Annotated in this window: 20 protein-coding genes; 9 read left to right on the top strand and 11 right to left on the bottom strand. The window is 63.7% G+C overall.

Going from position 1 to position 24,456, the window contains the following annotated elements; translation table 11 throughout:
- Positions 1–89: 89 nt before the first annotated feature.
- The 3 genes from ACFQ3C_RS14525 to dapE all read right to left on the bottom strand — a co-directional run bounded on the left by ACFQ3C_RS14525 (position 90) and on the right by dapE (position 5,007).
- Positions 90–1,379, bottom strand: coding sequence for a lytic murein transglycosylase (locus ACFQ3C_RS14525; protein WP_380793232.1), 1,290 nt, complete (start codon positions 1,377–1,379; stop codon positions 90–92).
- A gap of 116 nt (positions 1,380–1,495) precedes the next feature.
- Positions 1,496–3,748 carry a ribonuclease R gene (gene rnr, locus ACFQ3C_RS14520; protein WP_380793230.1) on the bottom strand — a complete coding sequence of 751 codons (2,253 nt, stop codon included), beginning with the start codon at positions 3,746–3,748 and terminating at the stop codon, positions 1,496–1,498.
- 89 nt (positions 3,749–3,837) lie between these two features.
- On the bottom strand, positions 3,838–5,007 hold the full coding sequence (gene dapE / locus ACFQ3C_RS14515) for a succinyl-diaminopimelate desuccinylase (protein WP_380793228.1): 1,170 nt from the start codon (positions 5,005–5,007) through the stop codon (positions 3,838–3,840).
- A gap of 326 nt (positions 5,008–5,333) precedes the next feature.
- On the opposite strand from dapE, the gene ACFQ3C_RS14510 reads away from it, so the two are divergent.
- Positions 5,334–6,932, top strand: a complete 1,599-nt coding sequence (locus ACFQ3C_RS14510) for a Hint domain-containing protein (RefSeq protein WP_380793226.1) — start codon at positions 5,334–5,336, stop codon at positions 6,930–6,932.
- Between the two features lies 1 nt (position 6,933).
- Entirely contained in the window at positions 6,934–8,034 is a 1,101-nt protein-coding gene (locus tag ACFQ3C_RS14505) for a Hint domain-containing protein (RefSeq protein ID WP_380793224.1), read from the top strand.
- A 16-nt stretch (positions 8,035–8,050) separates the two neighbouring features.
- Here the strand turns inward: ACFQ3C_RS14505 and ACFQ3C_RS14500 are convergent, their stop codons facing one another.
- Both ACFQ3C_RS14500 and dapD read right to left on the bottom strand, forming a co-directional pair.
- Entirely contained in the window at positions 8,051–8,395 is a 345-nt protein-coding gene (locus ACFQ3C_RS14500) for a hypothetical protein (RefSeq protein ID WP_380793222.1), read from the bottom strand.
- Complete coding sequence (gene dapD, locus ACFQ3C_RS14495; RefSeq protein WP_380793220.1) at positions 8,388–9,215, bottom strand: 2,3,4,5-tetrahydropyridine-2,6-dicarboxylate N-succinyltransferase; 828 nt, start codon at positions 9,213–9,215, stop codon at positions 8,388–8,390. Before dapD ends, ACFQ3C_RS14500 begins: the two co-directional genes overlap by 8 nt.
- Before the next feature lie 171 nt (positions 9,216–9,386).
- Here dapD and ACFQ3C_RS14490 point away from each other — a divergent pair, with 171 nt between their 5' ends.
- Positions 9,387–10,232 carry an LOG family protein gene (locus ACFQ3C_RS14490; RefSeq protein WP_380793218.1) on the top strand — a complete coding sequence of 282 codons (846 nt, stop codon included), beginning with the start codon at positions 9,387–9,389 and terminating at the stop codon, positions 10,230–10,232.
- Between the two features lie 127 nt (positions 10,233–10,359).
- Positions 10,360–11,589 (top strand): META domain-containing protein, encoded by a 1,230-nt coding sequence (locus tag ACFQ3C_RS14485; protein ID WP_380793216.1) that lies wholly within the window; start codon positions 10,360–10,362, stop codon positions 11,587–11,589.
- A gap of 257 nt (positions 11,590–11,846) precedes the next feature.
- Here the strand turns inward: ACFQ3C_RS14485 and ACFQ3C_RS14480 are convergent, their stop codons facing one another.
- The 3 genes from ACFQ3C_RS14480 to ACFQ3C_RS14470 form a co-directional block, all read right to left on the bottom strand.
- On the bottom strand, positions 11,847–12,059 hold the full coding sequence (locus ACFQ3C_RS14480) for a hypothetical protein (RefSeq protein WP_380793214.1): 213 nt from the start codon (positions 12,057–12,059) through the stop codon (positions 11,847–11,849).
- Positions 12,060–12,228: 169 nt separating this feature from the next.
- Positions 12,229–13,410: a 23S rRNA (adenine(2503)-C(2))-methyltransferase RlmN gene (rlmN, locus tag ACFQ3C_RS14475; RefSeq protein ID WP_380793212.1), complete on the bottom strand. Its 1,182-nt coding sequence runs from the start codon at positions 13,408–13,410 to the stop codon at positions 12,229–12,231.
- Positions 13,411–13,552: 142 nt separating this feature from the next.
- Complete coding sequence (locus ACFQ3C_RS14470) at positions 13,553–14,092, bottom strand: hypothetical protein (RefSeq protein WP_380793210.1); 540 nt, start codon at positions 14,090–14,092, stop codon at positions 13,553–13,555.
- 194 nt (positions 14,093–14,286) lie between these two features.
- Here ACFQ3C_RS14470 and ACFQ3C_RS14465 point away from each other — a divergent pair, with 194 nt between their 5' ends.
- Positions 14,287–15,282, top strand: coding sequence for an asparaginase (locus tag ACFQ3C_RS14465; RefSeq protein ID WP_380793208.1), 996 nt, complete (start codon positions 14,287–14,289; stop codon positions 15,280–15,282).
- 22 nt (positions 15,283–15,304) lie between these two features.
- On the opposite strand, the gene ACFQ3C_RS14460 is transcribed toward ACFQ3C_RS14465, so the two are convergent.
- Complete coding sequence (locus tag ACFQ3C_RS14460) at positions 15,305–16,294, bottom strand: Hint domain-containing protein (protein ID WP_380793206.1); 990 nt, start codon at positions 16,292–16,294, stop codon at positions 15,305–15,307.
- Between the two features lie 87 nt (positions 16,295–16,381).
- Positions 16,382–17,266: a phosphoserine phosphatase SerB gene (serB, locus tag ACFQ3C_RS14455; protein ID WP_380793204.1), complete on the bottom strand. Its 885-nt coding sequence runs from the start codon at positions 17,264–17,266 to the stop codon at positions 16,382–16,384.
- 157 nt (positions 17,267–17,423) lie between these two features.
- Between serB and ACFQ3C_RS14450 the strand changes: the two genes are divergently transcribed.
- The 4 genes from ACFQ3C_RS14450 (at position 17,424) to ACFQ3C_RS14435 (ending at position 22,388) form a co-directional block, all read left to right on the top strand.
- The gene (locus ACFQ3C_RS14450) at positions 17,424–18,578 is read left to right on the top strand and encodes a phosphoserine transaminase (protein WP_380793202.1); all 1,155 of its coding nucleotides are present in this window, start codon (positions 17,424–17,426) and stop codon (positions 18,576–18,578) included.
- Between the two features lie 83 nt (positions 18,579–18,661).
- Positions 18,662–20,257 (top strand): phosphoglycerate dehydrogenase, encoded by a 1,596-nt coding sequence (gene serA / locus ACFQ3C_RS14445; protein ID WP_380793200.1) that lies wholly within the window; start codon positions 18,662–18,664, stop codon positions 20,255–20,257.
- A gap of 136 nt (positions 20,258–20,393) precedes the next feature.
- Complete coding sequence (locus ACFQ3C_RS14440) at positions 20,394–21,122, top strand: metallophosphoesterase (protein ID WP_380793198.1); 729 nt, start codon at positions 20,394–20,396, stop codon at positions 21,120–21,122.
- Between the two features lie 90 nt (positions 21,123–21,212).
- A complete protein-coding gene (locus tag ACFQ3C_RS14435; protein ID WP_380793196.1) occupies positions 21,213–22,388 on the top strand; it encodes an acetyl-CoA C-acyltransferase family protein in 1,176 nt (391 codons plus the stop codon).
- 25 nt (positions 22,389–22,413) lie between these two features.
- Here ACFQ3C_RS14435 and pbpC read toward each other — a convergent pair whose 3' ends face one another.
- The gene (pbpC, locus tag ACFQ3C_RS14430) at positions 22,414–24,453 is read right to left on the bottom strand and encodes a penicillin-binding protein 1C (protein ID WP_380793194.1); all 2,040 of its coding nucleotides are present in this window, start codon (positions 24,451–24,453) and stop codon (positions 22,414–22,416) included.
- Positions 24,454–24,456 lie beyond the last annotated feature (3 nt).

Raw genomic sequence — 24,456 nt, 5'->3', positions numbered from 1 at the left:
AAGGATTATGGCTGTGCCGGCTTCATCTTTCCAGAAATACTCATCTCAATGGGGCGGCCAGGACCGCCGCCCCTGATCCGTCGCGGCGGCTACCGCTTGAGCAGGGCCAACAGGTCCTGGCTGGGGAAACCATCGGGCGTGACGCCCGCCGACATCTGAAAAGCGCGAATGGCTTCGGTCGTGTTGGGGCCGATGATACCGTCGATCTTCTCGATCCCGAAGCCGCGGGCCTGGAGGCGCTGCTGCATCTCCATCCGTTCGTCGAAGGACAGAGGCTTGTAGCCGCGCGGCCAGGGGGTCTGGATCTCGGGGCCGCCCTTGATTCGGTCCGACAGGTGACCAACCCCGATCACATAGGCATCCGCCTGATTGTAGCGTTCGATCACCGCGAAATTGTCGAAGATCATGAAGGCCGCGCCCGATGCGCCCGCGGGTAGAAGGATAGCGGCCGCACCATGATTGGGCACGGCGCGCCCGTTCATGTCGGTCACGCCGATCGCGGCCCAATCGGATGGCGCGCGCTTGATGTCCCGCTTGGCCAGGCCCGCGTTGAAGCCGCGTGGCAGGCGCACTTCGACGCCCCAGGGCTGGCCCTTGGTCCAGCCGAACCGCTTGAGATAGGCCGCGGTCGAGGCCAGCGCATCGGTGGGATCATCCGACCAGATGTCACGCTTGCCATCGCCGGTGAAATCCACCGCATAAGCCAGGTAGGATGTCGGGATGAACTGGGTATGACCCATCGCCCCTGCCCAACTGCCGGTCATGCTTCGCGGATCGACGTCGCCGGCCTGGATGATCTGCAAGGCTGCGATCAGCTGCGCCTCGAAGAAGGGGCCGCGCCGCCCGTCATGGGCAAGCGTCGCCAGAGATTCCACGATATCCATCGTGCCGCGACGCTCGCCATAGGCGCTTTCCAGGCCCCAGACGGCTGTCACGACTTCCTTCTCCACACCGAAGCGGTCTTCGATCGCCTGCAAGGTGCGGCGATGCTTCTGCAACGCGGCTTGCCCGTTTGCCACACGTACGGGCGAGGCGGCGCTGTCCAGGTAGTCCCAGATCTGACGGGTGAATTCAGCCTGATTGCGGTCGCGTTCAATGACCAGCGGATTGTAGCTGATACCGGCAAAGGCGCGGTTCAGCACATCGGCCCTGATGCCCTGGGCCTGGGCCCGCCCGCGGAACCCGTCGATCCAGCGATTGAAGGCCGCGCGCGTTGCGGCCGGCACCTCCTGGCGCGTCGAGGTGCCAGAGGTCTGCTGGACCGAAGACAGGGCGGCAGGCCGCGCCTCGGGGCGCAAGGATCGCTCGACCGGACCCGCGCAGGCGGCATTTGTCATCAGGATCACGCCTGACAGTGGAATAAGGAATTTCATGCTCATATGCTCGGCCCCGCTTGTGCTTGGTCTTTTGTCCACATGGTAGCGCAGCGCCTGCGATTACAAAAGCGTTCTGTAGGGCACGTCACGCCTGCTGCAAGGTTTCGCCGATGGCCGGATCAACGGCTGCGTTTGGCCTTGCGTTTCAGCTTGTCTGCCTTGTGTTTTGCCTTGCCCAGGGCGCGCTTGGGCGGTTTGCCGCGCGAGGCGGGCGGACCCTTTGGCATGTCACGGCCCTCGATGCTGATCAGTTCCAGCGCGATGCCGCCCGTGACGGGGGCGGCTTCGGTCAGCTTGACGCGCACGCGCTGGCCCAGTCCGATGGTCAGGCCGGTCTGCGCGCCCATCAGCGTGCCCCTGTCGCGGTCAAAGTGGAAATATTCGCTGCCCAGGGACCGGATCGGGATCAGTCCGTCCGCGCCGGTTTCATCCAGTTTCACGAAGGCCCCGAACTTGGCGATGCCACTGATGCGCCCGCTGAATTCCGCACCCAGGCGGTCGGACAGGAAGGCCGCCAGATAGCGGTCATTCGTGTCCCGCTCGGCCATCATCGACCGCCGCTCGGTCTCGCTGATATGCTGGGCGGTCGCCTCCAGCCGGTCGATCTCGTGATGGCTCAGGCCGTCATCGCCCCATTTGTGGGCCGAGATCAGCGCCCGGTGCACCACAAGATCCGAATAGCGCCGGATCGGCGAGGTGAAATGCGCGTAAGCCTGAAGCGCCAGTCCGAAATGGCCGAAGTTCGACGGGCTGTAATAGGCCTGCGTCATGGCGCGCAGGGTCGAGATATTGATCAGCTCGTCATGATCCGTGCCTTCGGCCTGGGCCAGAAGCGCGTTCAGATGCGCGGTTTTCAGAACCTGCCCCTTGGCCAGCACCAGCCCTGCGGCTTCGGCCGTGTCGCGCAGGCTTTCCAGCTTTTCGGGGCTGGGTTCCTCGTGCACGCGGAACAGCAGGGGCGAGCGGCGCGCGATCAGGGTTTCGGCTGCGGCGACATTGGCCAGCACCATGAATTCCTCGATCAGCTTGTGCGCGTCCAGCCGGTCGGCGAAGTTGACGGATGTGACCTTGCCCTCATCCGACAGGATCACCTTGCGTTCGGGCAGGTCCAGATCCAGCGGCTGCCGGCGCGCGCGCGCCTTCACCAGCGCGTCATAGGCGCCATAGAGCGGGGTGATCACCAGATCCATCAGGGGCGCGCATTTGTCGTTCGGGGTGCCGTCACGGGCCTCCTGAACCTCGCGGTAGTTGAGCGAGGCGACAGAGCGCATCAGCCCGCGCACGAAGCGGTGCCCGATCTTCTGCCCCTCGGCGTCTATCTGCATCCGCACGGCGATACAGGCGCGCGGCACGCCCTCGTGCAGCGAACACAGATCGCCTGACAGACGGTCCGGCAGCATCGGCACGACACGGTCCGGGAAATAGCTTGAATTGCCCCGCTTTCGGGCTTCGATGTCCAGCGCCGATCCGGGGTGCACGTAATGCGCCACATCGGCGATGGCGACCCAGATCACATGGCCGCCCGCGTTGGCGGGATCGTCATCGGCATGGGCCCAGCAGGCATCGTCATGGTCGCGTGCATCCCAGGGATCAATCGTGATCAGGGGCATGTCGCGCATGTCCTCGCGCCCGTTCAGGCCCGCAGGCTTCATGCTGTCCGCCTCGGCGATCACCTCGTCGGGGAAGTCGTCGGGGATGCCGTGCTGGTGGATGGCGATCAGCGATACGGCCTTGGGCGCTGACGGATCACCCAGCCGGTTGATCACACGGGCGCGCGGCAGGCCCATGCGGGCCTTGGGGCCGGCCTGCTCTGCCTCGACAAGCTCGCCGTCCTTGGCGCCGCCGGTGGCGCCTTCGGGCACCAGCCATTCCTTGCCGTCACCCTTGTCGATGGGCAGAATCCGCCCCCCTTCCGAGGTCTTGCGGAACACGCCCAGCACTCTTGCCGGATTGGTGCCGACACGGCGGATCAGTCGGCCTTCGTAATGATATGTCTGCCCGCGTACTTCGGTCAGGCGCGCCAGAATGCGGTCGCCTTCACCCAGGGCCGGGTCCGTGGCGCGCGCGATCATCAGGATGCGCGGTTCGGGTCCTTCGCCGGTCCATTCCAGCGGGCGGGCCGTCATGTCGCCTTCCGCATTGGGCGGGCCGACCTGCACGATGCTGACAGGGGGCAGGCGATCGGGGTCGCGATAGGTCTTTTTGCGCTTGGCCAGATGACCTTCGTCCTCCAGCTCCTTCAGCAGGCGCTTGAGGTCGATCCGCGCAGCACCTTTGATGCCGAAAGCCTTGGCAATGTCGCGTTTGGCGGTGAGGGTCGGGTGGTCCGCGATCCAGTTCAGGATCTCGGCCTTGGTGGGAAGCTGGCTCATTTTGTCCGGTTATCACAGGTGCGCGGGGCCGTCATGGGGAATCGCCTTCTTCCCTACATGCGGCCCCCTGAAATCACCGCAGACCCGGATCAGCGGAAATAGCTGTGCAGGATACGGGAATAGATCGCCTTGAGCTGGTGGATATGGGCAATCTCGACCCGTTCATCGACCTGATGCATGGTGCGTCCCACCAGTCCGAATTCCACCACCGGGCAGTGATCCTTGACAAAGCGCGCGTCCGAGGTGCCCCCCGAAGTGGACAGCACCGGCACGATGTTGGTTTCCGCCTGAACCGCCGCGCTGACCATGTCCGACAGATCGCCGGGCGGTGTCAGGAAGCTTTCGCCGGAAATCTTGACGGTCATCGCCACCTGCACGTCGAATTCGGCGGCCACCTTGTCAGCCTCGGCGCGCAGCCAGTCGGTCAGGCTGGCGCCGGAATGGATGTCATTGAAGCGGATATTGACGCTGGCGCGGCATTGGGCGGGGATCACATTGGTCGCGGGGTTCCCGGTGTCGATGGTCACCACGGCAAGGGTCGAGGGATCGAAATGATCATTGCCCTTGTCCAGTTCGTGGCTGGACAGCCTGTCCATCAGGCGCGCCATGGCGGGCAAGGGGTTCTTGGCGCGGTGCGGATAGGCGGAATGGCCCTGCACGCCGGTCACGGTGAAGAACGCGGTCAGCGATCCGCGCCGCCCGATCTTGATCATCTCGCCCATGCGCTCGGGGCAGGTGGGTTCGCCCACAAGGCACACGCTCATCGCTTCGCCTGTGTCGCGCATCCAGTCCAGCAGCGCGGTTGTTCCGTCCACGGCGTCACCTTCCTCGTCGCCGGTGATGGTCAGGATCACCGCGCCATCGGGCGGTGTCTGGCGCACGAAATCAATCGCGGCGGCGGCAAAGGCCGCGACGCCCGATTTCATGTCGGTGGCGCCCCGGCCCCAGATCTGACCATCCTTGATGACCCCACCAAAGGGCGGCACGGTCCAGGACGCTTCATCGCCCAGCGGCACCACATCCGTATGACCGTTGAAGCCGAATGTATGTGGATGCCCCTTGGCGCCCCACCGGGCAAACAGGTTCGACACTGCGCCGCGATCAACGCGGGTGCAGGTAAAACCCGCGCTTTCCAGCAGGGATTGCAACAGCACCAACGCACCACCTTCTTCGGGCGTGACCGAGGGGCAGCGGATCAGTTGCACGGTCAGGTCGGCGGGGTCGATCGCGGCGGGCGCGTTGCTATGGGTCTGGGCCATGGGCGGCATCCTTTCGTGGCGTTGCCCATCGATAGACTGCTTTTGCAGCAACGGCAAACCATCCCCGATTGTATGTATGTGTCAGAAAAGGCGCAATTTCATGGCGATAGCGGGTCTGTGGCTGCAAGGTTGTTAACAGTGCTGCGATGAAAGTGTTAGATCGTCCTCAATCAATAAGACCCGAGGCAGGTCACAAGCAGCAGGATCCAACGTGGTCCCGATCAACGAAGGTGCCGGTCCTGACCGGCACGTGGTACGTGTCGCGTGAAATGCGGCCGTGTGATCTGTTGCTGTCCTGTTCTCTGGCAAAGTGGGGCAGGACGTAAATGGTTGCAGCATCCAAATTACCTGTGAACACGAATGCCTCTGCCTTGCAGATGGCGAACGAGATCTTCGGCGACGGCGTCACGGTTGTCAGCGCAAGCTACACTGGCGATGCGCGATCCTCAGGGATCTACAGCAATGGCGACAGCGTATCGCCCTTTGTCACGCCAAGCGATACAGGCGTGATCCTGTCGACCGGCAGAGCGACGGATTTCACCAATGCGGCGGGGGGAACCAATGCCAACCCGACCCAGGCCAACCAGAGCACCGCACGCAGTACCGATACAGCGGGCATCAACAACAATGCCCAGTTCAACGCGGCCGCCGGAACCAGCACCTTTGACGCGGCCTGGCTGGATGTGGACTTCATCCCCACCGGTAACCTGATGACGATGCAGTTCGTCTTTTCCTCGGATGAATATCCCGAGTTCGCCAATGGCGCCTATCAGGATTTCTTCGGGGTCTGGGTTAACGGCCAGCAGGTCGAACTGGCGGTGGGCGATGGCGATGTCGACCCCAACAACCTGAATGGGGGCAGCAACCAGAACCTTTTCATCTCGAACGTCGGCAGCCCCTACAACACCGAGATGGACGGCTTCACCGTCACCATGACCCTGACGATGGTGGTCAACCCCGGTCAGGTCAATTCGATCCGTATCGGCATCGCGGATGTGCTTGATTCGCAATACGACACCAATGTGCTGATCGCGGGAAATTCGGTGCAGACCGTGCTGGTCGCGCAAACGGATATGGCCGAGATCTATCCCAACGGCACCGTGGTGATCGATGTTCTTGACAATGACGTGAATGCCACGGGCGGTGTGCTGACCATCACCCATATCAATGGCCAGGCCGTGGTGGCGGGCAGTGTCCTGACCCTTGGGACGGGTCAGCAGATCACGGTGAACGCCGACGGGACACTGACCCTTGTCGGCGATGGCAATGTCGAGGTGGCGAATTTCACCTACACGGTGGCCAGCAGTACCGGACAGACCGACACCGGTTTCGTGATTGTCGATTCCGTGCCCTGTTTCGTGGCCGGCACGATGGTTTTGACCACGAAGGGCGAGGTACCCGTCGAAAGCCTGATGCCGGGCGATCTGGTGCTGACCAAGGACGACGGCCCGCAGCCTCTGCGCTGGATCGGCCGGCGCCGGGTCGAGGCCCTGGACAGTCATGCCCCTATCCTGATCGCGGCCAATACCTTTGGCGACCATCGCGCCCTGATGGTGTCGCCGCTGCATCGCATTCTGATCCGCGACAGTCTGGCCGAGGTTCTTTTCGGCGAACGCGAGGTTCTGGTTGCGGCGCAAGATCTGGTCAATGATCGATCGGTGCGACGGATCGAAGGCGGCATGGTCGACTATGTCCATATCCTGTTCGACCGGCACCAGGTTGTCTTTTCCGAAGGTCTTGAGACCGAAAGCTTCCTGCCGGGGCCGCAGATCGTGCGGTCATTCGAGGCTGAAGTCATCGACCAGATCACGACGATCTTGCCGGACCTGGATCCGATGACGTGGCAGGGCTATGGCCCGGCTGCCCGCCGCATGTTGCGCTGCTACGAGGCCCGATTGCTGCAGACCGAAAGAATGGTGGCCTGACATGGCATGGATCGCGATTTCAGACCCGGCGGATCCGCGGTTTTCCTCTTCAGGTCTTGGCTGTGATGCAGGCCAGTCCGAAACCGCCTTGCATCGCAACGACCCCCAGGCGCTTCTGATGCGGGGGACGCTGCTGATGGAGGCGCGTCTTGCACCTGACGGACGGCCCCAGACCCTGCTGGAATGGGATCAGACCCACCCCTGGCGGCGCGGCCTGTCGCTGCGGGCCTTGCCCGGCGGCGGTATCGCCTTGGTGGTGTTCCAGGGAAGCGATGCGTGTCACTGCGTGGTCAAGCATGATGCCGTCGGTGGCGATGAGACATTGCGGATCAGCTATTCCTGGGATGCGCCGGCCCGCTGGGGGCGGCTTGTGGTTGAAAAGCTCAACACGCCCGGGCAGTTCCTGACCGAGTTCCGCGATCCCCCGCCGCTGTTGCTGGGCGATGTGCATGCGGTCACGATGACGCCTGCGATGCGGTCCATGGATCCCGATGTCACGTATTTCGCCGTCTCGACCCGGATCGAACCCGTGGGTCCCTTGCCGACCCTGGATGCGCGTGTGCCCCTGTGCACGACTTATGGTTACAAGCCATTGGGTGCGATCAAGCGGGGCGATGTCATGCGGCTGGCGGATGGCAATACCCAGCCCGTGCTGCAGGTGCTGCGTCGCACAGTACCCGCGCGCGGGATGTTCCGCCCCGTGCGGTTGCGCGCACCCTATTTCGGCTTGCAGCAGGATATCGTCGTGTCGCCTGAACAGCGGCTGGTGATCGGCGGGTCCGATGTTGAATACCTGTTTGACCAGGAATTCGTGCTGGTCCCGGCGCGACACCTCGTCAATCGCACGGCCGCCCATTTCTGCGCGACAGGCCCGACGGCGACCTATGGCCAGGTTCTGCTGCCCGGACACGAGGCGATCCTTGCGGCGGGCGCGCCCCTTGAAAGTCTTTTCATCGGGCGGATACGGCGCAATCCCGCCCGGCTGGCGGCCAGTCTTCTGGCCGGATCCGAGCGGTCGCGCCTGCCGGACCATGCTGTTTCAGCCTATCCGGTGCTGCGGGCCTACGAGGCAATCACCCTGGCAGAACGCCGGGCGGCCTAAGCTCGCAAGGCAGGTTTCAGTCTTCGAACGGGGTGATCTGCGCCACGATGACGGCGTTTTCGTCCAAGGCGCGGGCCATCAGGGCGCGTTCGTCCTCGTCGATCTCCTGACCATCCGCAAGGCGTTCCTCAAGGGTGCCATAGCCGGTCACATCCAGCGGTGCCATGTCTGCCTGTTTCAGGATCGCCACCGTCTCGCGTACGGCTTCGGCCTCATCCACGCCCGAGGCATAGATCATCAGCGCCGCGCCGGTGGATTTCGGCGGCAAGCCGTCACCATCCTTGCGGCCCACCTCGACCAGCAGGGTATAGACCTGCTGGCGGGATGGCTTCTTTTTCGGCTTTTCGGGTTGGTCAGTCACGCAACAGCTCGTTGATCGACGTCTTCGAGCGGGTCTGTGCGTCGACCTTCTTGACGATCACGGCACAGTAAAGGTTGATGCCGTTCTTCGAGGGCATCGAGCCTGCGACCACGACGGAACCGGCCGGCACTTCGCCATACATGACCTCGCCGGTTTCGCGGTCCACGATCTTGGTGGATTTGCCGATGAACACACCCATGCCCAGGACCGAGCCTTCGCGCACGATGCAGCCTTCGACCACTTCGGAACGCGCGCCGATGAAGCAGTTATCCTCGATGATCGTGGGGCCGGCCTGCATCGGTTCCAGCACGCCGCCGATCCCCACGCCACCCGACAGGTGCACATTCTTGCCGATCTGCGCGCAGCTGCCCACCGTGGCCCAGGTATCGACCATCGTGCCGCTGTCCACATAGGCGCCCAGGTTCACGAAGGACGGCATCAGCACAACGCCCGGCGCGATATAGGCCGAGCGGCGCACGACGCAGTTGGGAACGGCGCGGAACCCTGCGGATTTCCAGTCAGCCGCTTCCCATCCCTTGAACTTGCTGTCGACCTTGTCCCACCAGCCGCCCGACTGCGGGCCGCCATCATGCACTTCCATGTCATTGATGCGGAACCCCAGAAGCACGGCTTTCTTGGCCCACTGGTTCACATGCCACTGGCCGTCAGCCTGACGTTCGGCCACGCGCAGCTTGCCGCTGTCCAGCGCGTCCAGCGTGGCCTCGATCGCGTCGCGCGCTTCGCCTTTGGTGGCGGGCGTGATGCCGTCACGGGCTTCCCAGGCGGCTTCGATTGCGGTTTCGAGTGCGGCGTTGGACATGGCGGGCTCTCCGGTCAATGAACGATGTTTCGCCACGCCTATAAGGCCAAGTGCCGCCGCGCGCAATCGCAACGGCATCGCGTGTGCAGGGCGGGACCCGGCCACAGGTCACTGGCTTTGCCGCGCGCGCTTTGATAGGTCCGGTTCAGCCCCTTCAGGAAAGCGACCACGATGACAGAAGACCGCAGCAGCCCGTTTCGGGACGCGCATACGGACATCAAGACGGCCCATGGCGTGCCCGAGACCGAACAGACACGCTCGCCTGCCTACAAGTTGGCTTTTGCCGATAATGAATTCCTGTGCCGGGATGAATTGCGCCCGGTCCGCTTGCAGCTGGAACTGCTGAAACCGCAGATGCTGCTGGACGAATATGGCGTCGAAAGCACCGTGGTTCTGTTCGGTGGCGCGCGTATCCCGGCCCCGGACAAGGCATCGGAGGCATCCAACAAGAACCTTGCGGCATTGTCGCGCTACTACGAGGAGGCGCGCCGTTTCGCCTATCTGGTGACGGAAGCCTCGCTTGTTGCAGGCGGGCATCGCAACATCATTGCCACGGGTGGCGGGCCCGGTGTGATGGAGGCCGGAAACCGCGGCGCACGTGAGGCGGGGGGCATTTCGATCGGCTTGAATATCGTGCTGCCGCATGAACAGGCGCCCAATGAATACGTCACGCCCGACCTGTGCTTCAACTTCCACTATTTCGCGATCCGCAAGATGCATTTCCTGATGCGCGCCAATGCGGTTTGCGTCTTTCCGGGCGGTTTCGGCACGCTGGACGAGATGTTCGAAAGTCTGACGCTGATCCAGACAGGCCGTATGAAACGCGTGCCGTTTCTTCTGTTCGGCAAGGACTTCTGGCAAACCATCATCAACTGGGAGGCGCTGGCCGAGGCGGGCACCATCTCGGCCGAGGATCTGTCGCTGTTCCGCTATGTCGAGACCGCCGATGAAGCGATCGCCGCCATGGCGGAATGGGAAGGCGCTGGCGAAAAGCGCGAGGCCATTCCGGGGCGCTGACCGGCCCTCCGTGGGTGCTGAAGGGTCGGCCAAAAAAGCAGCCGCAGCGCCGGGAGGGCATTGAGCAGGCCCGCCGCTGATCTATATTGCGCGAGACTTGCAGGGATCTTCGAAAGGGTCTGCCTTGATGCGCATCGTCGGTATCTCTGTTCTGGCTTTTGCGATGCTGTGCGGCGTTGCCGAAGCCCGCAATGTCGATGGTGCCCTGACCTACCTGTCGCGCGATGCGCTGCCGCCCGGCGCAGAGATCGTGATCGAGGCAAGGGGGTTGCAGGACACGCCCCTGGCAGAGACGCGGTTTCAGTCTGGCGGGAAGCAAGTGCCGCTGCCGTTCTCGCTGACGCTGCCCGACGGTGTTGGCGCCACGATACGCGCGGCAGTGGTCCTGGATGGCGAACCGCTTTGGGTCAGCGATGCGATTGTCGTGGCTGCGGGGATGGCACCCGTGGCGCTGGGCGAGGTCATCATGAGCCGCCATCAACCGATGGGATTCGCCAGCACGCTGCGCTGCGGTGAGGCGCGGCTGAAGATCGGGTTCTTCGAGGATCGCGCCGTGCTTGAAACCGATGCGGATCGGTTGGTGCTGTTGCGGGCTCCGACCGCTTCGGGCATGACCTTCGAAGACCCGGCGGACCCCGGCACCTCCTATCAGTCCAGGGGGGATACCGCGCTGGTGTCGTTGCAAGGCGAGGTCCTGCCGGAATGCGTGGCCGTTCCGCCCGAGCCCGAACAGCCCTATCGTGCCCGCGGGACAGAACCGTTCTGGTCGCTGACGATCGTCGGCGGAATGGTCGAGCTGATCCCGAATATCGGGCAGATGCCCTTGCGCGCCAAACTGCCACCGGCGGCGCTGGTGGGTGCGGACTTCGTCTTTGACATGTCGGCCCAGGGCATGGTGCTGCGCCTGTCCGACGTGATCTGCCATGACCTGATGTCAGGCACGCCTTTTCCCCAGACGGTCAGTGTGACCACGCAGGACAGTGTTCTGGAAGGCTGCGGGGGCGAGTCGATGGATCTGCTTGCCGGTGTGGAATGGATCGTCGAGCAGATCAGCGGTTCCAGCCTTGTGGACGGTTCGCTGGTCACGCTGGAATTCGATGCGGTCACGCGGCGATTGGCCGGGCGCAGTGGCTGCAATCGCTATAATGCGGCCTTCGAGTTGAGCGGCGAGGGCCTGAGCATCGGGCCCGCAGGGGCCACGCGAATGGCATGTGTTCCAGACCTGATGGAACAGGAGGGACTGTTTCTTGCCGACCTGCAACGGATCAGCCGGTTTGACATCGACCCCACAGGCGCCCTGCTTCTGTTTTCCAACGATCGGCAGGACCCGCTGATTTTGGCGCGTATCAGCCAGTAGGCATCACATCCTGCAGCAATGCGGGTCCGTGATCTCGGGCGCAGGATTTCCCCCCAGGGTTTCCGGCCCAAGTCTTCCCCCAGGATTTCGGGCGCAGGATTTCCCCCCAGGGTTTCCGGCCCAAGTCTTCCCCCAGGATTTCGGGCGCAGGATTTCCCCCCAGGGTTTCCCGCCCAAGTCGCCCCCAGGATTTCGGGCCCGGGATTTCCCCCCAGGGTTTCGAGCCCGTTTGCGCGGCCTGATACTGCGAGCTGGTATCAGACCGACATTTCACCCGGAACCGCGCAGACGGCGCTGCCTGTGCGGATGCTGGTGACAACGACACCTTCATCCGACTGCATCAGTCGGTAGCCGTAACCGGCCAGGCGGTGTTTCCATTCGCGCGGGGACAACGCCTTGCGGCGCTCACTCAGCACCAGATCAAGGACTTGGGCGGCCATGAAGGCGTCGCTGGCTTGGATGACGGACATTTTATGTGGCTCCTGTAAGGCGTCTCTACAGGAAACAATCTGTTCCCGAATCTTGGCGTCAATTCTGCCAGATCAGGGCAATTGCAGGGCATTGCGAAACAATTAAGGCAGGCTGGGCGGATTGATGGGCATCGCCGAAGCAATGCCTCGGCAATCAAGAAACGCCATGTCAGCGCAACCCGGCCTCGGATTCGATCTGGGCGCGCGTCTTGCGAGCGCGTTCCGTGGCCGATTTCAACTGTCCACAGGCGGCCATGATGTCTTCGCCGCGCGGGGTGCGGATCGGGCTGGCATACCCCGCTTTGTAGATGATGTCGGCAAAGGCATGAATGCGGTTGTTCGACGACCGCTTGTAAGGTGCGCCGGGCCATTCGTTGAACGGGATCAGGTTGATCTTCGCGGGAATCCCTTCGATCAGCTTGACCAGGCGGCGCGCATCCTCGTCGGTATCATTCACCCCGGCCAGCATCACGTATTCAAATGTGATCCGCTCGGAATTGGACACCTTGGGGTACTCGCGCAGCGCGTCCAGAAGGGCCGCGATGTTCCAGCGCTTGTTGATCGGCACCAGCTTGTCACGGGTTTCGTCCGTGGTGGCGTGGAAGCTGACGGCCAGCAAACAGCCGATTTCCTGCGCGGTACGCGCGATTTCCGGCACCACGCCCGACGTGGACAGGGTGATGCGGCGACGGCTGAGGCTGATGCCTTCGGGGTCCATCGCGATCTTCATCGCGTCGCGCACGTTGTCGAAATTGTAAAGCGGCTCTCCCATGCCCATCAGGACGATGTTGGACAGAAGCCGCGTTTCGTCCTTGGGGTTGCGCCCCGGTTCGGGCCATTCGCCCAGGTCGTCGCGCGCGATCATGACCTGGCCGATGATCTCGGCGGCGGTCAGGTTGCGGACCAGTTTCTGCGTGCCGGTATGGCAGAAGGAACAGGTCAGGGTGCAGCCTACCTGGCTGGAGATGCACAGCGTACCGCGCCCTTCTTCGGGGATATAGACCACCTCGACCTCATGGCCGCCTGCGATGCGGACCAGATATTTCCGGGTGCCATCCTCGGATAGCTGGCGGGTCACGACCTCGGGCACTTCTATGGTGAAGTGCTGTGCCAGCTCTTGCCGGTAAGGTTTGGCCAGATTGGTCATCAGGTCGAAATCGCGCACACCTTTCTGGTAGATCCACTGCCAGATCTGGCCCACGCGCATCTTCGCCTGCTTTTCCGGGGTGCCATGGGCAATCAGTGCCGCGCGCATCGCATCACGTGTAAGGCCGACAAGGTTGACGGGCCCGTCGGGCAGCTTGCGCGGGATGGTCATCACATCCTGGGTGATCGGGGCGGTGGCGGTCATGGGCTTTGCATTCCTGGAAACAGAGCGGGCTTGGAAACAGAGCGGGGTCATACAGGATTCGCGCGGCGAATCCAAAGCCAAGTTTCAAACGCGAAAGGGCAGCCCCATCCGGGGGCTGCCCATATTCCGTCGCGCTTGCGTGTCACTGGCAGCGGCGCGCGGCCTCTTCGGTGGCGGCCGTATAGCCCAGCAACGAAAAGCTGTCCTTGGTCACCGTCCCGCGCGCCGAGCGCGCGGTCAGTATCGCCGAAGAGCCGCCCTTCATCGCGGCGATGATCTTGGCATCGTCCTCGGCCGAGGCCGGCCAGGCCCATTCGCCTTCGGTGAAGAGTTCGAATTGCGTGTCATTGATGTTCAGGTTCACGGTCGATCCCGAGGCGAAGGGATAGCCGCCGGTGAATGTCACCTGCCCGCTGACCCCTGCCGCAGGGCGGTAGAAGGTCATCAGCAGGATTTCCCCGCGCTGCACGGCGACCACACGCCCGTCTCTTGTGTTGACCGTTTCCTTGGGCGACGACACGGCCCAGCATTCCTTGGGGTCCGCGTCTTCGAAGACGCTCCAGTCCGTTTTGGCCGCAACCTGATTGGTGCTTGTTTGTTGCGCCCATGCTCCGGTCGCCGCGAGGGCCATCATCGCCCCGACACTTGCGCGGAGCCATCCGCGCGCCAGTCTTGATGTCATCTGTCCAGCCTCCAAGCCGTACGTGCCTCAATTCCGCGATGGGTCAGGCCCGCCGTTTTCGGCATTCGCGCTTGACCCATGTCCTTCTCGACCTTGCAACAATAGCCTGAAAGCTGCCACATGCGAAAGTGCTGTTGGCGGAAAATTGCACAGACCCGCCCCGGGATCGCGTAGAGTTTACAAAGGAGCAATCGATGACCCCCCCTGTTCCCATGGCCGAAATATGGCGCGGGCCCTTTCTGGAAAGCATTCATCACGGTCACGCCGTGATTTGTGACGCCGCGGGCGGGATCGTCGAATCCTGGGGGGATCCGCAAGCGGTGGTGATGCCGCGCTCGTCTTCCAAGATGTTGCAGGCGCTGCCCTTGATCACCAGCGGCGCCGCGGATGCCGCCAGGTTATGGCCCGAACATCTGGCCCTGGCCTGCGCCAGTCACAATGGGGCGGCGATCCACACGGACCGGGTGAAAGCCTGGCTGGATCATATCGGTTGCACCGTCGATGACTTCCGCTGCGGGCCGCAAGAGCCTGACGACCTGCCGGCCCGTGATGCGTTGATCCGGGCGGGCCAAAAACCCTGCCAGATCCACAACAACTGCTCTGGCAAGCACACGGGCTTTCTGACGCTGAACCGCCATCTGGGCGGCGGGCCCGAATATGTGGACCCTGATCATCCGGTGCAGCGCGCCTGTCTGGAGGCGTTCGAAGAAATCACGGGAGAGGCCAGCCCCGGCTACGGGATCGACGGCTGTTCCGCCCCGAATTTCGCCACCTCTCTGCATGGCATGGCCCGCGCCATGGCTTTCTTTGCCGCCGCACGGGATGGTGCCTCGGCGCAGGAAGGGGCCGCTGCCCGGTTGGTGCAAGCCATGGTCGCCTTTCCCGAACTGGTCGCCGGAGAAGGCCGAGCCTGCACGCTTCTGATGCGGGCGATGAACGGTCGCGTGGCGCTGAAAACCGGGGCCGAGGCGTTTTTCATCGCGATCATACCCGAACGCAGGCTGGGCGTGGCGCTGAAGATCACCGATGGCACCACCCGCGGCGCGGAATGCGCGATTGCCGCGATCCTGGTACGTCTTGGGGTGCTGGATGCCGGTCATCCCGCAACGCGTCGATTTCTGAACCCGCCAATCCTGAACCGGAGGGGTATCGAGGTCGGCATGATCCGACCGGGCGCCGCCTTCGCCTGATCGCGACGTGCCGCAGAGCAGATCAGGCCACCAATGTGCCTTCCCATCCGCGCAGAAAGGCGCGCGCGGCCTTTGAAGAAGGCGCATCCCGGCGCATGTCCGGAAAGATATCACGAAGCTCTGCCAATGCGTCAGCGCCGAGCGCGGCCATGGATTCGTCGGCCAGGAAAAGGCTCTCGCTGGGGCAGCCTTCGGCAAAGATGATCTCGTGCTGGTCAAAGGCCATATGCACATAGGTGATGCTGCTGCGCGGGGCTGGCCTTATGGTTTTGCCGTTCACCAGATGTTTTGCGGCGACCAGAACCTGTGACTTGCCGAAATAGACCTGTGTGCGCCAATTCTGCACCAGCATCCGGTGCTGCGGCGACACCAGAAGATCGCGGTAATTGCCCAGGGCGCCGGCCTTGATCAGGATCGGTGCCAACCTGTCCAGCCCCGATACGCTGCGTTTTCCGATCCAGCGGATCGGTTGCAGGCCATTGTCGGCGGTCAGCACCAGATCGCCCTCTTTCAGGGTCTCGGCCGGGCGTGGGCCTCCCTCGGCTTCGATCAGGGTGCCGGCGGCAAAGCAGGGAAAGACAGGTGGATCGGGCGAGAAGGTGTTGAACGACAGTTGCTGGTTGCGTGGCGGATCAATGCCGGGGCCGTATTGTATCGTGCCTTCGGTGATCCCGTTCAGATCGAACACGATGTTGGCGCCGGTAAATACCTGATGCTCGGCCGAGGAGGCGCGCCCATTGAACTGGTCACTTTGCGGGTCAAGCGAGGAATAAAGCGGCGGCGCGGGCGGATCGGTATCCGGCCAAGCATAGATATCCACGTATTGTCCGCTGCTGAAAAGGCCGTCGCCTTCCTCTACATTCCGGATCACGATCCGGAACACATCGGTAGAGGTGCCAAGCGCCTGGACGCCTTGCAGGGTCACCTTCGTTCCGTTGGAAGCGCCAGAGACCGACAGGCTGGAATATATGCCTATCTCGTCACCCGTGGCGAATATCTCGATCGTTGGCAATGCGCCAGTTCCCCGTCAACAAGACCCCCCCAGGATTTGTTGCAACGTGGCAGCGAATTGCCGGAAATGTTAACTTAAGGTAGAGAATTAAACAAGTGCCGTCGTGAATTCCGACCGCGCATAGCCCTGGATGAACAGCAGCGCCGTCAGGTCGCCGTGGTTGACCCTTGCTTCGCATTGCGCGGCCACGCTGGGCTTGGCATGCAGGGCGACGCCCGTGCCCGCGCGGCCCAGCATGCCCAGGTCGTTGGCCCCGTCGCCCACGGCGATCACGTCGGCCTCGGAAATTCCAAGCCGGGCGCTGATCTGTTCCAGCGCCTCGATCTTGGCTTGCCGCCCCAGAATGGGGCGCGCCACGTCGCCCACCAGCTTGCCGTTCTCGATCAACAGGGTATTGGCGCGGTGCTCGTCAAAGCCCAGCACCCGGGCCACGCGCGTGGTGAAAGCGGTGAAACCGCCCGACACCAGCGCCGCATGCCCGCCATTGGCCTTCATCGTTGCCACCAGTTCGGCCCCGCCGGGCATGAAGGTGATCCGTTCGTTCAGCACCTGCGCGATCACACCTTGATCCAGACCGCGCAGCAGCGAGACGCGTTCAAGCAATGCCCCTTCGAAATCCAGTTCGCCATTCATGGCCCGCGCCGTGATATCCGCGACCCTTGCGCCGACACCTGCCATATCGGCCAGCTCGTCGATGCATTCCTGCTGGATCATCGTGCTGTCCATGTCGGCCAGAAGCATCCGCTTGCGGCGCCCCTTGGCGGGCTGCACCACCAGATCAAGGCCCATGCCTTGCAGGTCTTCCCAAACCTGCCAGCGGTTTTCGGGCGGCACGGGCAAGGCGAATTCGGCTGCCGCATCCGGATCCAGCCAGACCACGTCGCCACCGCCCCAGGCATTGCGCAGGCTGTCCAGCAGGGACCCCTCCAGATTGCGCGTCCGGGGATTGGCAAGAACCGTGGCAATGAACATGGGCGTGTTTCCGATCGTGGATGGTGATGTCGCAAATTGTTCGTGATGCGGCGCTATAGCGTCATTTTTCCCGTTGTGAAAGCGCTCGAACCCTTCTATTTCCGGCGATGGGACACCCCTCCCCAACGGGGGGCGCTTATCTGGAAGGATAGCATCAATGACGACGACGAAACCGGCATCGCGGCCGGCCAATCCGCGGTTCTCCTCTGGCCCCTGTGCCAAGATCCCCACATTCTCGCTTGATCTGCTGTCGGATGCGCCCTTGGGCCGCAGCCACCGCGCAGGCATCGGCAAGGCCAAGCTGAAGGCCGCCATCGAGGGCACGCGCGAGATCCTGGGCATTCCCGCCGATTACCGGATCGGGATTGTGCCCGCCTCGGATACCGGCGCCTTCGAGATGGCGATGTGGACGATGCTGGGCGAACGCCCGGCCGAAATGGTCGCCTGGGAAAGCTTCGGCGCGGGCTGGGTCACCGATGCCGTCAAGCAGCTCAAGATCGACGCCCGCGTGCACGAAGCCCCTTACGGCGAGATCGTGGACATGGCGGCGCTCGATTATGATCGTGACGTGTGTTTCACCTGGAACGGCACGACATCCGGCGTGCGGATGCCCAATGGCGACGCGATCCCGGCGGATCGCAAGGGCCTGACGATGTGCGACGCCACCTCGGCCGCTTTCGCGCAGGACATGCCCTGGGACAAGCTGGATGTGACCACCTTCAGCTGGCAGAAGGTTCTGGGCGGCGAAGCGGCGCACGGGATGCTGGTGCTGTCGCCCCGCGCGGTGGCACGGCTGGAAAGCTACACGCCCGCATGGCCGCTGCCGAAAATCTTCCGCCTGACCTCGAAGGGCAAACTGAACGAGGGGATTTTCGTCGGCGAGACGATCAACACGCCGTCGATGCTGGCGGTCGAGGATTATCTGGTTGCGCTGGACTGGGCGCGCTCGGTCGGCGGCCTGAAGGGGCTGATGGCGCGGGCCGATGCCAATGCCGCCGCAATCTGGGATTTCTGCGAAACCCGTCCCTGGATCGCCAACCTTGCGGTGGATCCAGCAACGCGGTCGAACACATCGGTCTGCCTGAAGTTCACCGATGACCGGATCAAGGATGGCGCGGCTTTTGCAAAGGCCGTGGCAAAGCGGCTGGAAGCCGAAGGTGTCGCCCTGGATATCGGCGCCTATCGCGACGCGCCTGCCGGCCTTCGGATCTGGTGCGGTGGCACGGTGGAAACCGCCGATGTGCGGGCCGTGCTGCCCTGGCTGGAATGGGCCTTCGAGGCTGAGATCGCAGCACAGGCGCAAGCGGCCTGATCCCCTGATCCCCACTCTGCAAGGGTGCGCGCCGGATGGCGCGCCCCTCATATCCCTTTCATTCCTATCAAAGGACCACTGACATGGCTCCCAAAGTTCTCATCTCCGACGAATTGTCCGATGCCGCCGTGCAGATCTTCCGCGACCGCGGGATCGACGTCGATTTCCAGCCCAAACTGGGCAAGGACAAGGAAAAGCTGCTGGAAATCATCGGCAATTACGATGGTCTGGCGATCCGTTCGGCCACCAAGGTAACCGAAAAGGTGCTTGAGGCCGCGACCAACCTCAAGGTCGTGGGCCGCGCCGGGATCGGTGTGGACAACGTCGACAAGGAAGCGGCCAGCAAAAAGGGCGTGATCGTGATGAACACGCCCTTCGGCAACATGATCACCACGGCCGAACATGCCATCGCGATGATGTTCGCCGTGGCGCGCCAGATCCCCGAGGCGTCCGCCTCGACCCATGCGGGCAAGTGGGAAAAGTCGAAATTCATGGGGGTCGAACTGACCGGCAAGACCCTTGGCGTGATCGGCGCGGGCAATATCGGTGGCATTGTCTGCGACCGTGCGCGCGGTCTGCACATGAAGGTGATCGCCTATGATCCCTATCTGTCGGATGAAAAAGCATCGAAGATGCATGTCGAGAAGGTCGAACTGGACGAGCTGCTGCGCCGCGCCGATTTCATCACGCTGCATGTGCCGCTGACCGATGCGACCCGCAACATCCTCAGCCGCGAGAACCTGGAAAAGACCAAACCCGGCGTGCGGATCATCAACTGCGCCCGCGGCGGTCTGGTGGATGAGCAGGCCCTGGCCGATCTGCTGAAGTCGGGCCATGTGGCCGGTGCAGCCTTCGATGTTTTCGCCGAAGAACCCGCGACCGAGAATCCGCTGTTCGGTCTGCCCAATGTGGTCTGCACCCCGCACCTTGGCGCATCTACCACCGAGGCGCAGGAAAACGTGGCCCTGCAGGTGGCTGAACAGATGTCGGACTACCTGCTGACCGGTGCCGTGACCAATGCGCTGAACATGCCGTCGGTCACCGCTGAAGAGGCGAAGGTCATGGGCCCCTGGGTCAAGCTGGCCGGACACCTGGGCAGCTTCATCGGACAGATGACCGACGAGCCGATCAAGGCGATCAACATCCTCTATGACGGTGTCGTTGCCGAAATGAACCTGGCCGCCCTGAATTCCGCCGTCGTGGCGGGGATCATGAAGCGCGCCAACCCCGACGTGAACATGGTCAGCGCGCCGGTGATCGCCAAGGAACGCGGCATCAAGATCTCGACCACCAACCAGGACAAGTCGGGCGCCTTCGATGGCTACATCAAGGTAACGGTCGTGACCGAAAAGCGCGAACGCTCCATCGCGGGCACCGTGTTCAGCGATGGCAAGCCGCGCTTCATCCAGATCAAGGGCATCAACATCGATGCCGAGGTGGGCGCGCATATGCTCTACACCACGAACGAGGATGTGCCGGGCATCATTGGCGCCCTGGGCATGACGATGGGCAAGGCGGGCGTGAACATCGCGAACTTCACGCTGGGTCGCGCGGCCGCGGGCGGCGAGGCGATCGCGATCCTCTATGTCGACGAGGCCGTGAACGAGGCTGTCTGCAAGGCGCTGAAGGATACCGGCCTGTTCCAGCAGGTCAAACCCCTGGAATTCGACGTGAACTGATCGGATCCCGTCCTTTGCGACATCAAACGCCGCCCCACCAGGGCGGCGTTTTGGTTTGATAGGTCGGCTTGGCGGCTTCCGGCCCCTGGGCGGATCGGATAATGCTGCAACGGGCAGACTGGCGAAAGGCAAGGCGATGACCTCCTCCCTCTATGTGATCGGCGACATCCATGGTGAGATCACCATGCTGGAGACCGCGCTTGACCGTATCGCCACGGATGGCGGAACCGATGCGCCGATGATCAGCCTTGGCGACCTGGTGGATCGCGGGCCAGGCAGTTCTGCGGTGATCGAGACGCTGTTGCAGGGCAAGGCTGCTGGCCGCGACTGGACCGTTCTGAAGGGTAATCACGACCGCATGTTCCAGCGCTTTCTGGAAGACGGCCGGGTGCATGATCCGCGTGTTGTCTCGGGTGTGGATTGGCTGAACCCCCGCCTGGGTGGGGACAAGACACTGAATGCCTATGGTGTGGATACCGATCCCGCGCGGCCTGTCACGCATATGTTGCAGGATGCACGCGCCGCCGTGCCCGCCGCGCATCTGGCCTTTCTGCGGGACATGCCGCTTTTTCATCAGGCGCAGGGGATGCTGTTCGTGCATGCGGGCATCGTGCCGGGTGTTCCGCTTGCCGATCAGGCCGAGGATGATCTTTTATGGATCCGTGGCCCGTTTCTGGACCATACCGAGGCGCATCCATGGCTGGTCGTCCATGGTCATACCGCGCTTGAGGCTGCGGCCCATTGCGGCAACAGGATCAACCTGGACAGCGGTGCAGGCTATGGCAGGCCCCTGACCGTAGCGGTCTTCGAGGCCGGAGAAGTCTGGACGCTGGAGCCGGATGGCCGCAGGCGTCTTGGCCCGTGACGGAACGTTCCCAGGCCACCGCGACTTGACTTTGCGGGAAGGGGGGGACACCAAACGGTTGATCAGATGTCATCGCAGGGGGGATTTTCCATGACCGATATCGTCATTCTCGACGGCGCGCGCACCGCCATAGGCACATTCGGCGGCGCATTGGCCGCCATACCGCCCACTGAATTGGGCGCGATCGTCGCGCGTGAGGCACTTGCCCGATCCGGGGTCGAGGGCGCACAGATCGGCCATGTGGTCTTTGGCAACGTCATCAATACCGAACCCAAGGACATGTACCTGTCCCGTGTCGCCGCAATGAAGGCGGGCATCCCGGATACCGTGCCCGCGATGAATGTGAACAGGCTGTGCGGATCGGGTGCACAGGCCATCGTGTCGGTGATCCAGTCCCTGATGCTGGGGGATGCGCAATTCGGTCTGGCCGGTGGCGCCGAAAGCATGAGCCGCGCCCCCTATATCGTGCCGGATCAGCGCTGGGGCGCCAAGATGGGCGATATCCGCACGCTGGACATGCTGCTTGGTACGCTGAACTGTCCGTTCGGGTCGGGCCATATGGGTGTGACGGCTGAAAACGTGGCGGGCGAGCATGGCATCAGCCGCGCCGATCAGGACGCCTTCGCAATGGAAAGCCAGATCCGTGCTGCCCGCGCCATCGCCGAGGGGCGGTTCAAGGGTCAGATCGTGCCGGTCGAAGTGACCGTGAAGCGCCAGACCGTGGCTTTCGACACGGACGAGCACCCCAAGGCCACCAGTCTCGAGGCGCTGGCCGGGCTGAAAGCGGTGTTCAAGAAGGACGGATCGGTCACGGCGGGCAACGCCTCGGGCATCAATGACGGTGCGGCGGCCATGGTGCTGGCGCGGGCCGATGCGGCGGAAAAGGCCGGGCTGAAGCCGCGGGCCCGGGTCCTTGGATATGCCCATGCCGGTGTCCGCCCCGAGGTGATGGGGATCGGTCCGGTTCCTGCCGTCGAGGCGCTTCTGGCGCGCACCGGGCTGAAGGCCAGCGATTTCGACGTGGTCGAAAGCAACGAGGCTTTCGCCGCGCAGGCCGTTGCCGTGAACCGTGGCCTGGGGCTCGACCCCGCGATCGTGAACCCCAATGGCGGCGCCATCGCGCTGGGCCATCCGGTGGGTGCGACGGGTGCGATCATCACGATCAAGGCGCTGGCGGAACTGGAGCGGATCGGCGGCAAGCGCGCGCTGATCACCATGTGCATCGGCGGCGGTCAGGGTATCGCCCTGGCGATCGAGCGTATCTGAGCATTTTGAAGTAACCCCGGCGGGGTTACTCCAGCACCACCTGCACCCGGTCGGCGCGGCCTGCCGCGTCGATCACAGACAGGGTCACATGGCCCTTGCCCAGACCGTCCAGCGCCGCCTCGCGACGATGCGTGCCCACGATGATCGGTGCGCCATCCACTAGCCAGGTGAAGGGCGGCACCCCGTCGCGCAGTTTCACGGTCAGCGCATGTCCCGCCAGCGGCAGGTGCGCGCCATCGGGCGGAAAGGCCAGACGCGGGGCATCCACAGGGGCGGCCCCCCGCGCGCCAAAGCGTTGCAAGGGCAGGGGCAGGCTGGCGTTTGGCAGGATCAGCGTTTCAGGCGGTGGCGGCGGCAGCGGGTCCGCTTGCGGCTTGATGCGCTGGAACGCCTGGAACAGGACGGGCGCGGCCAGATCGCCCCCAAAGGCGCCCGGCACCGGTGTGCCATCGGGGCGACCGATCCAGACACCAATCACATGCGCGCCGTCAAAACCCACGGCCCAGGCATCGCGATGGCCATAGGATGTCCCCGTCTTGTAGGCCAGACGCATCCCCGCCGCGCCCAAGGGCGGCGGTATGCCGGCCATGATATGCGCCACCTGCCAGGCCGCGCTACGGCTGACAATCTGTTGTCCCGCGTCTGGCATGTCGCCTGCTCTCCAGCGCAGCGGGACAGTCTGACCGCCATTGGCAAGACCCGCGTAAAGCTGCACCAGCCCTTCCAGGCTGACACCCAGACCTCCAAGGGCGACGGCCAGACCCGGTTGGCCGCCGGGTAATGCGGTCTTGATCCCGGCGCGGGTCAGGGCGGCCATCAGATGGGCGGGGCCCAGCGCCTCTGTCAGGTGTACGACGGGAACATTGAGCGAGAGGCGCAAGGCTTCCGACACCCTGACTTCACCCCTGAACAGCCCGTCAAAATTCTGCGGAGCATAGGTTCCGAAGGCGACGGGCCGGTCATCGATCAAGGTTTCCGGGTGGGCCAGCCCCCGGTCGAAGGCCAGTGCATAGACCAGCGGCTTCAGCGTCGAGCCGGGCGAGCGCAGGGCGGTCGTCATATCGACAAAACCTTGCCGGGCATCTTCGGCCAGACCTGCCGATCCGACCGAGGCAAGCACCTCGCCAGTGCCATGATCCGCGGCAAGGATCGCGATGGAAATCCGTTCGCCCAGCCCGCGCAGGGCGTCGGTGGCAAGGTTTTCCAGCAGGCGTTGCAGGGCTGCGTCAAGCGTCAGGTCGTGGCGCGGCGCTGTTGCATCCTGTGCCCTGGCGCGGTCTGCCAGATGCGGCGCGAGGGCCGGAAAGGGGATGCGCCGCACCGGGACCGGCTCGTGTGTTGCGGCCTGCGCCGTCTCGGCGCTGATCGTACCCTGCCGGGCCAGGCGCGCCAGCACACGGTCGCGGGCTGCGCGCGCCTGATCGGGGGCGCGGTCGGGACGGCGCGCGGCTGGCGATTGGGGCAGGGCCACCAGCAACGCGCCTTGCGCCACAGTCAGGCGCGCCGGTTCCTTGCCGAGCCAGGCAAGGCTGGCAGCGCGCAGCCCTTCGATATTGCCGCCATAGGGCGCAAGCGTCAGGTAAAGACCAAGGATCTGCGCCTTGCTCAGCCGCCGTTCCAGCGCCAGGGCCACGCGGATCTGGCGCAGCTTGCCGGGCCATGTCCCTGTGCCTGTGTCCTCAAGCAGGCGCGCGACCTGCATCGTCAGGGTCGACCCGCCCGAAACGATCCGCCCGTGCCACATGGCCTGCCCGGCGGCGCGGATCAGGGCCAGCGGGTCCACGCCCGCATGATCGCGAAATCGCTTGTCCTCATAGGCCAGCAGCATCTCGACAAAGCGGGGATCCACCTGGTCCGGTTGCAGGGCCAGGCGCCAGCGCCCATCCGCGACCATATAGGCGCGCAGCAGGTCGCCGTTCCTGTCGCGCACCTCGACCGAAGTGTCCGGCAGGGTCACGGGAAGCCCTGTCGCATCGATCCAGGCATCGGTGGCATCGCGTGCCGCCGCCGCGCCCAGCAGCAGGGCGACAAGGGCAAAGGGCCACAGGCGCCTCATTTGCGTCATCGC

Source organism: Seohaeicola saemankumensis (assembly GCF_042678485.1).
GTDB classification, from domain to species: Bacteria; Pseudomonadota; Alphaproteobacteria; order Rhodobacterales; family Rhodobacteraceae; genus Seohaeicola; species Seohaeicola saemankumensis.
Note: the sequence above shows the minus strand (reverse complement) of the source record. Positions and strands in the feature narration are given on the sequence as shown.

What these genes read in the sequence shown, in the direction of transcription:
- ACFQ3C_RS14525 (WP_380793232.1), bottom strand. Translation starts at nt 1,379, where the DNA reads ATGAGCATGAAATTCCTTATTCCACTGTCAGGCGTGATCCTGATGACA.
- rnr (WP_380793230.1), bottom strand. Translation starts at nt 3,748, where the DNA reads ATGAGCCAGCTTCCCACCAAGGCCGAGATCCTGAACTGGATCGCGGAC.
- dapE (WP_380793228.1), bottom strand. Translation starts at nt 5,007, where the DNA reads ATGGCCCAGACCCATAGCAACGCGCCCGCCGCGATCGACCCCGCCGAC.
- ACFQ3C_RS14510 (WP_380793226.1), top strand. Translation starts at nt 5,334, where the DNA reads ATGGTTGCAGCATCCAAATTACCTGTGAACACGAATGCCTCTGCCTTG.
- ACFQ3C_RS14505 (WP_380793224.1), top strand. Translation starts at nt 6,934, where the DNA reads ATGGCATGGATCGCGATTTCAGACCCGGCGGATCCGCGGTTTTCCTCT.
- dapD (WP_380793220.1), bottom strand. Translation starts at nt 9,215, where the DNA reads ATGTCCAACGCCGCACTCGAAACCGCAATCGAAGCCGCCTGGGAAGCC.
- ACFQ3C_RS14490 (WP_380793218.1), top strand. Translation starts at nt 9,387, where the DNA reads ATGACAGAAGACCGCAGCAGCCCGTTTCGGGACGCGCATACGGACATC.
- ACFQ3C_RS14485 (WP_380793216.1), top strand. Translation starts at nt 10,360, where the DNA reads ATGCGCATCGTCGGTATCTCTGTTCTGGCTTTTGCGATGCTGTGCGGC.
- ACFQ3C_RS14480 (WP_380793214.1), bottom strand. Translation starts at nt 12,059, where the DNA reads ATGTCCGTCATCCAAGCCAGCGACGCCTTCATGGCCGCCCAAGTCCTT.
- rlmN (WP_380793212.1), bottom strand. Translation starts at nt 13,410, where the DNA reads ATGACCGCCACCGCCCCGATCACCCAGGATGTGATGACCATCCCGCGC.
- ACFQ3C_RS14470 (WP_380793210.1), bottom strand. Translation starts at nt 14,092, where the DNA reads ATGACATCAAGACTGGCGCGCGGATGGCTCCGCGCAAGTGTCGGGGCG.
- ACFQ3C_RS14465 (WP_380793208.1), top strand. Translation starts at nt 14,287, where the DNA reads ATGACCCCCCCTGTTCCCATGGCCGAAATATGGCGCGGGCCCTTTCTG.
- serB (WP_380793204.1), bottom strand. Translation starts at nt 17,266, where the DNA reads ATGTTCATTGCCACGGTTCTTGCCAATCCCCGGACGCGCAATCTGGAG.
- ACFQ3C_RS14450 (WP_380793202.1), top strand. Translation starts at nt 17,424, where the DNA reads ATGACGACGACGAAACCGGCATCGCGGCCGGCCAATCCGCGGTTCTCC.
- serA (WP_380793200.1), top strand. Translation starts at nt 18,662, where the DNA reads ATGGCTCCCAAAGTTCTCATCTCCGACGAATTGTCCGATGCCGCCGTG.
- ACFQ3C_RS14440 (WP_380793198.1), top strand. Translation starts at nt 20,394, where the DNA reads ATGACCTCCTCCCTCTATGTGATCGGCGACATCCATGGTGAGATCACC.
- ACFQ3C_RS14435 (WP_380793196.1), top strand. Translation starts at nt 21,213, where the DNA reads ATGACCGATATCGTCATTCTCGACGGCGCGCGCACCGCCATAGGCACA.
- pbpC (WP_380793194.1), bottom strand. Translation starts at nt 24,453, where the DNA reads ATGACGCAAATGAGGCGCCTGTGGCCCTTTGCCCTTGTCGCCCTGCTG.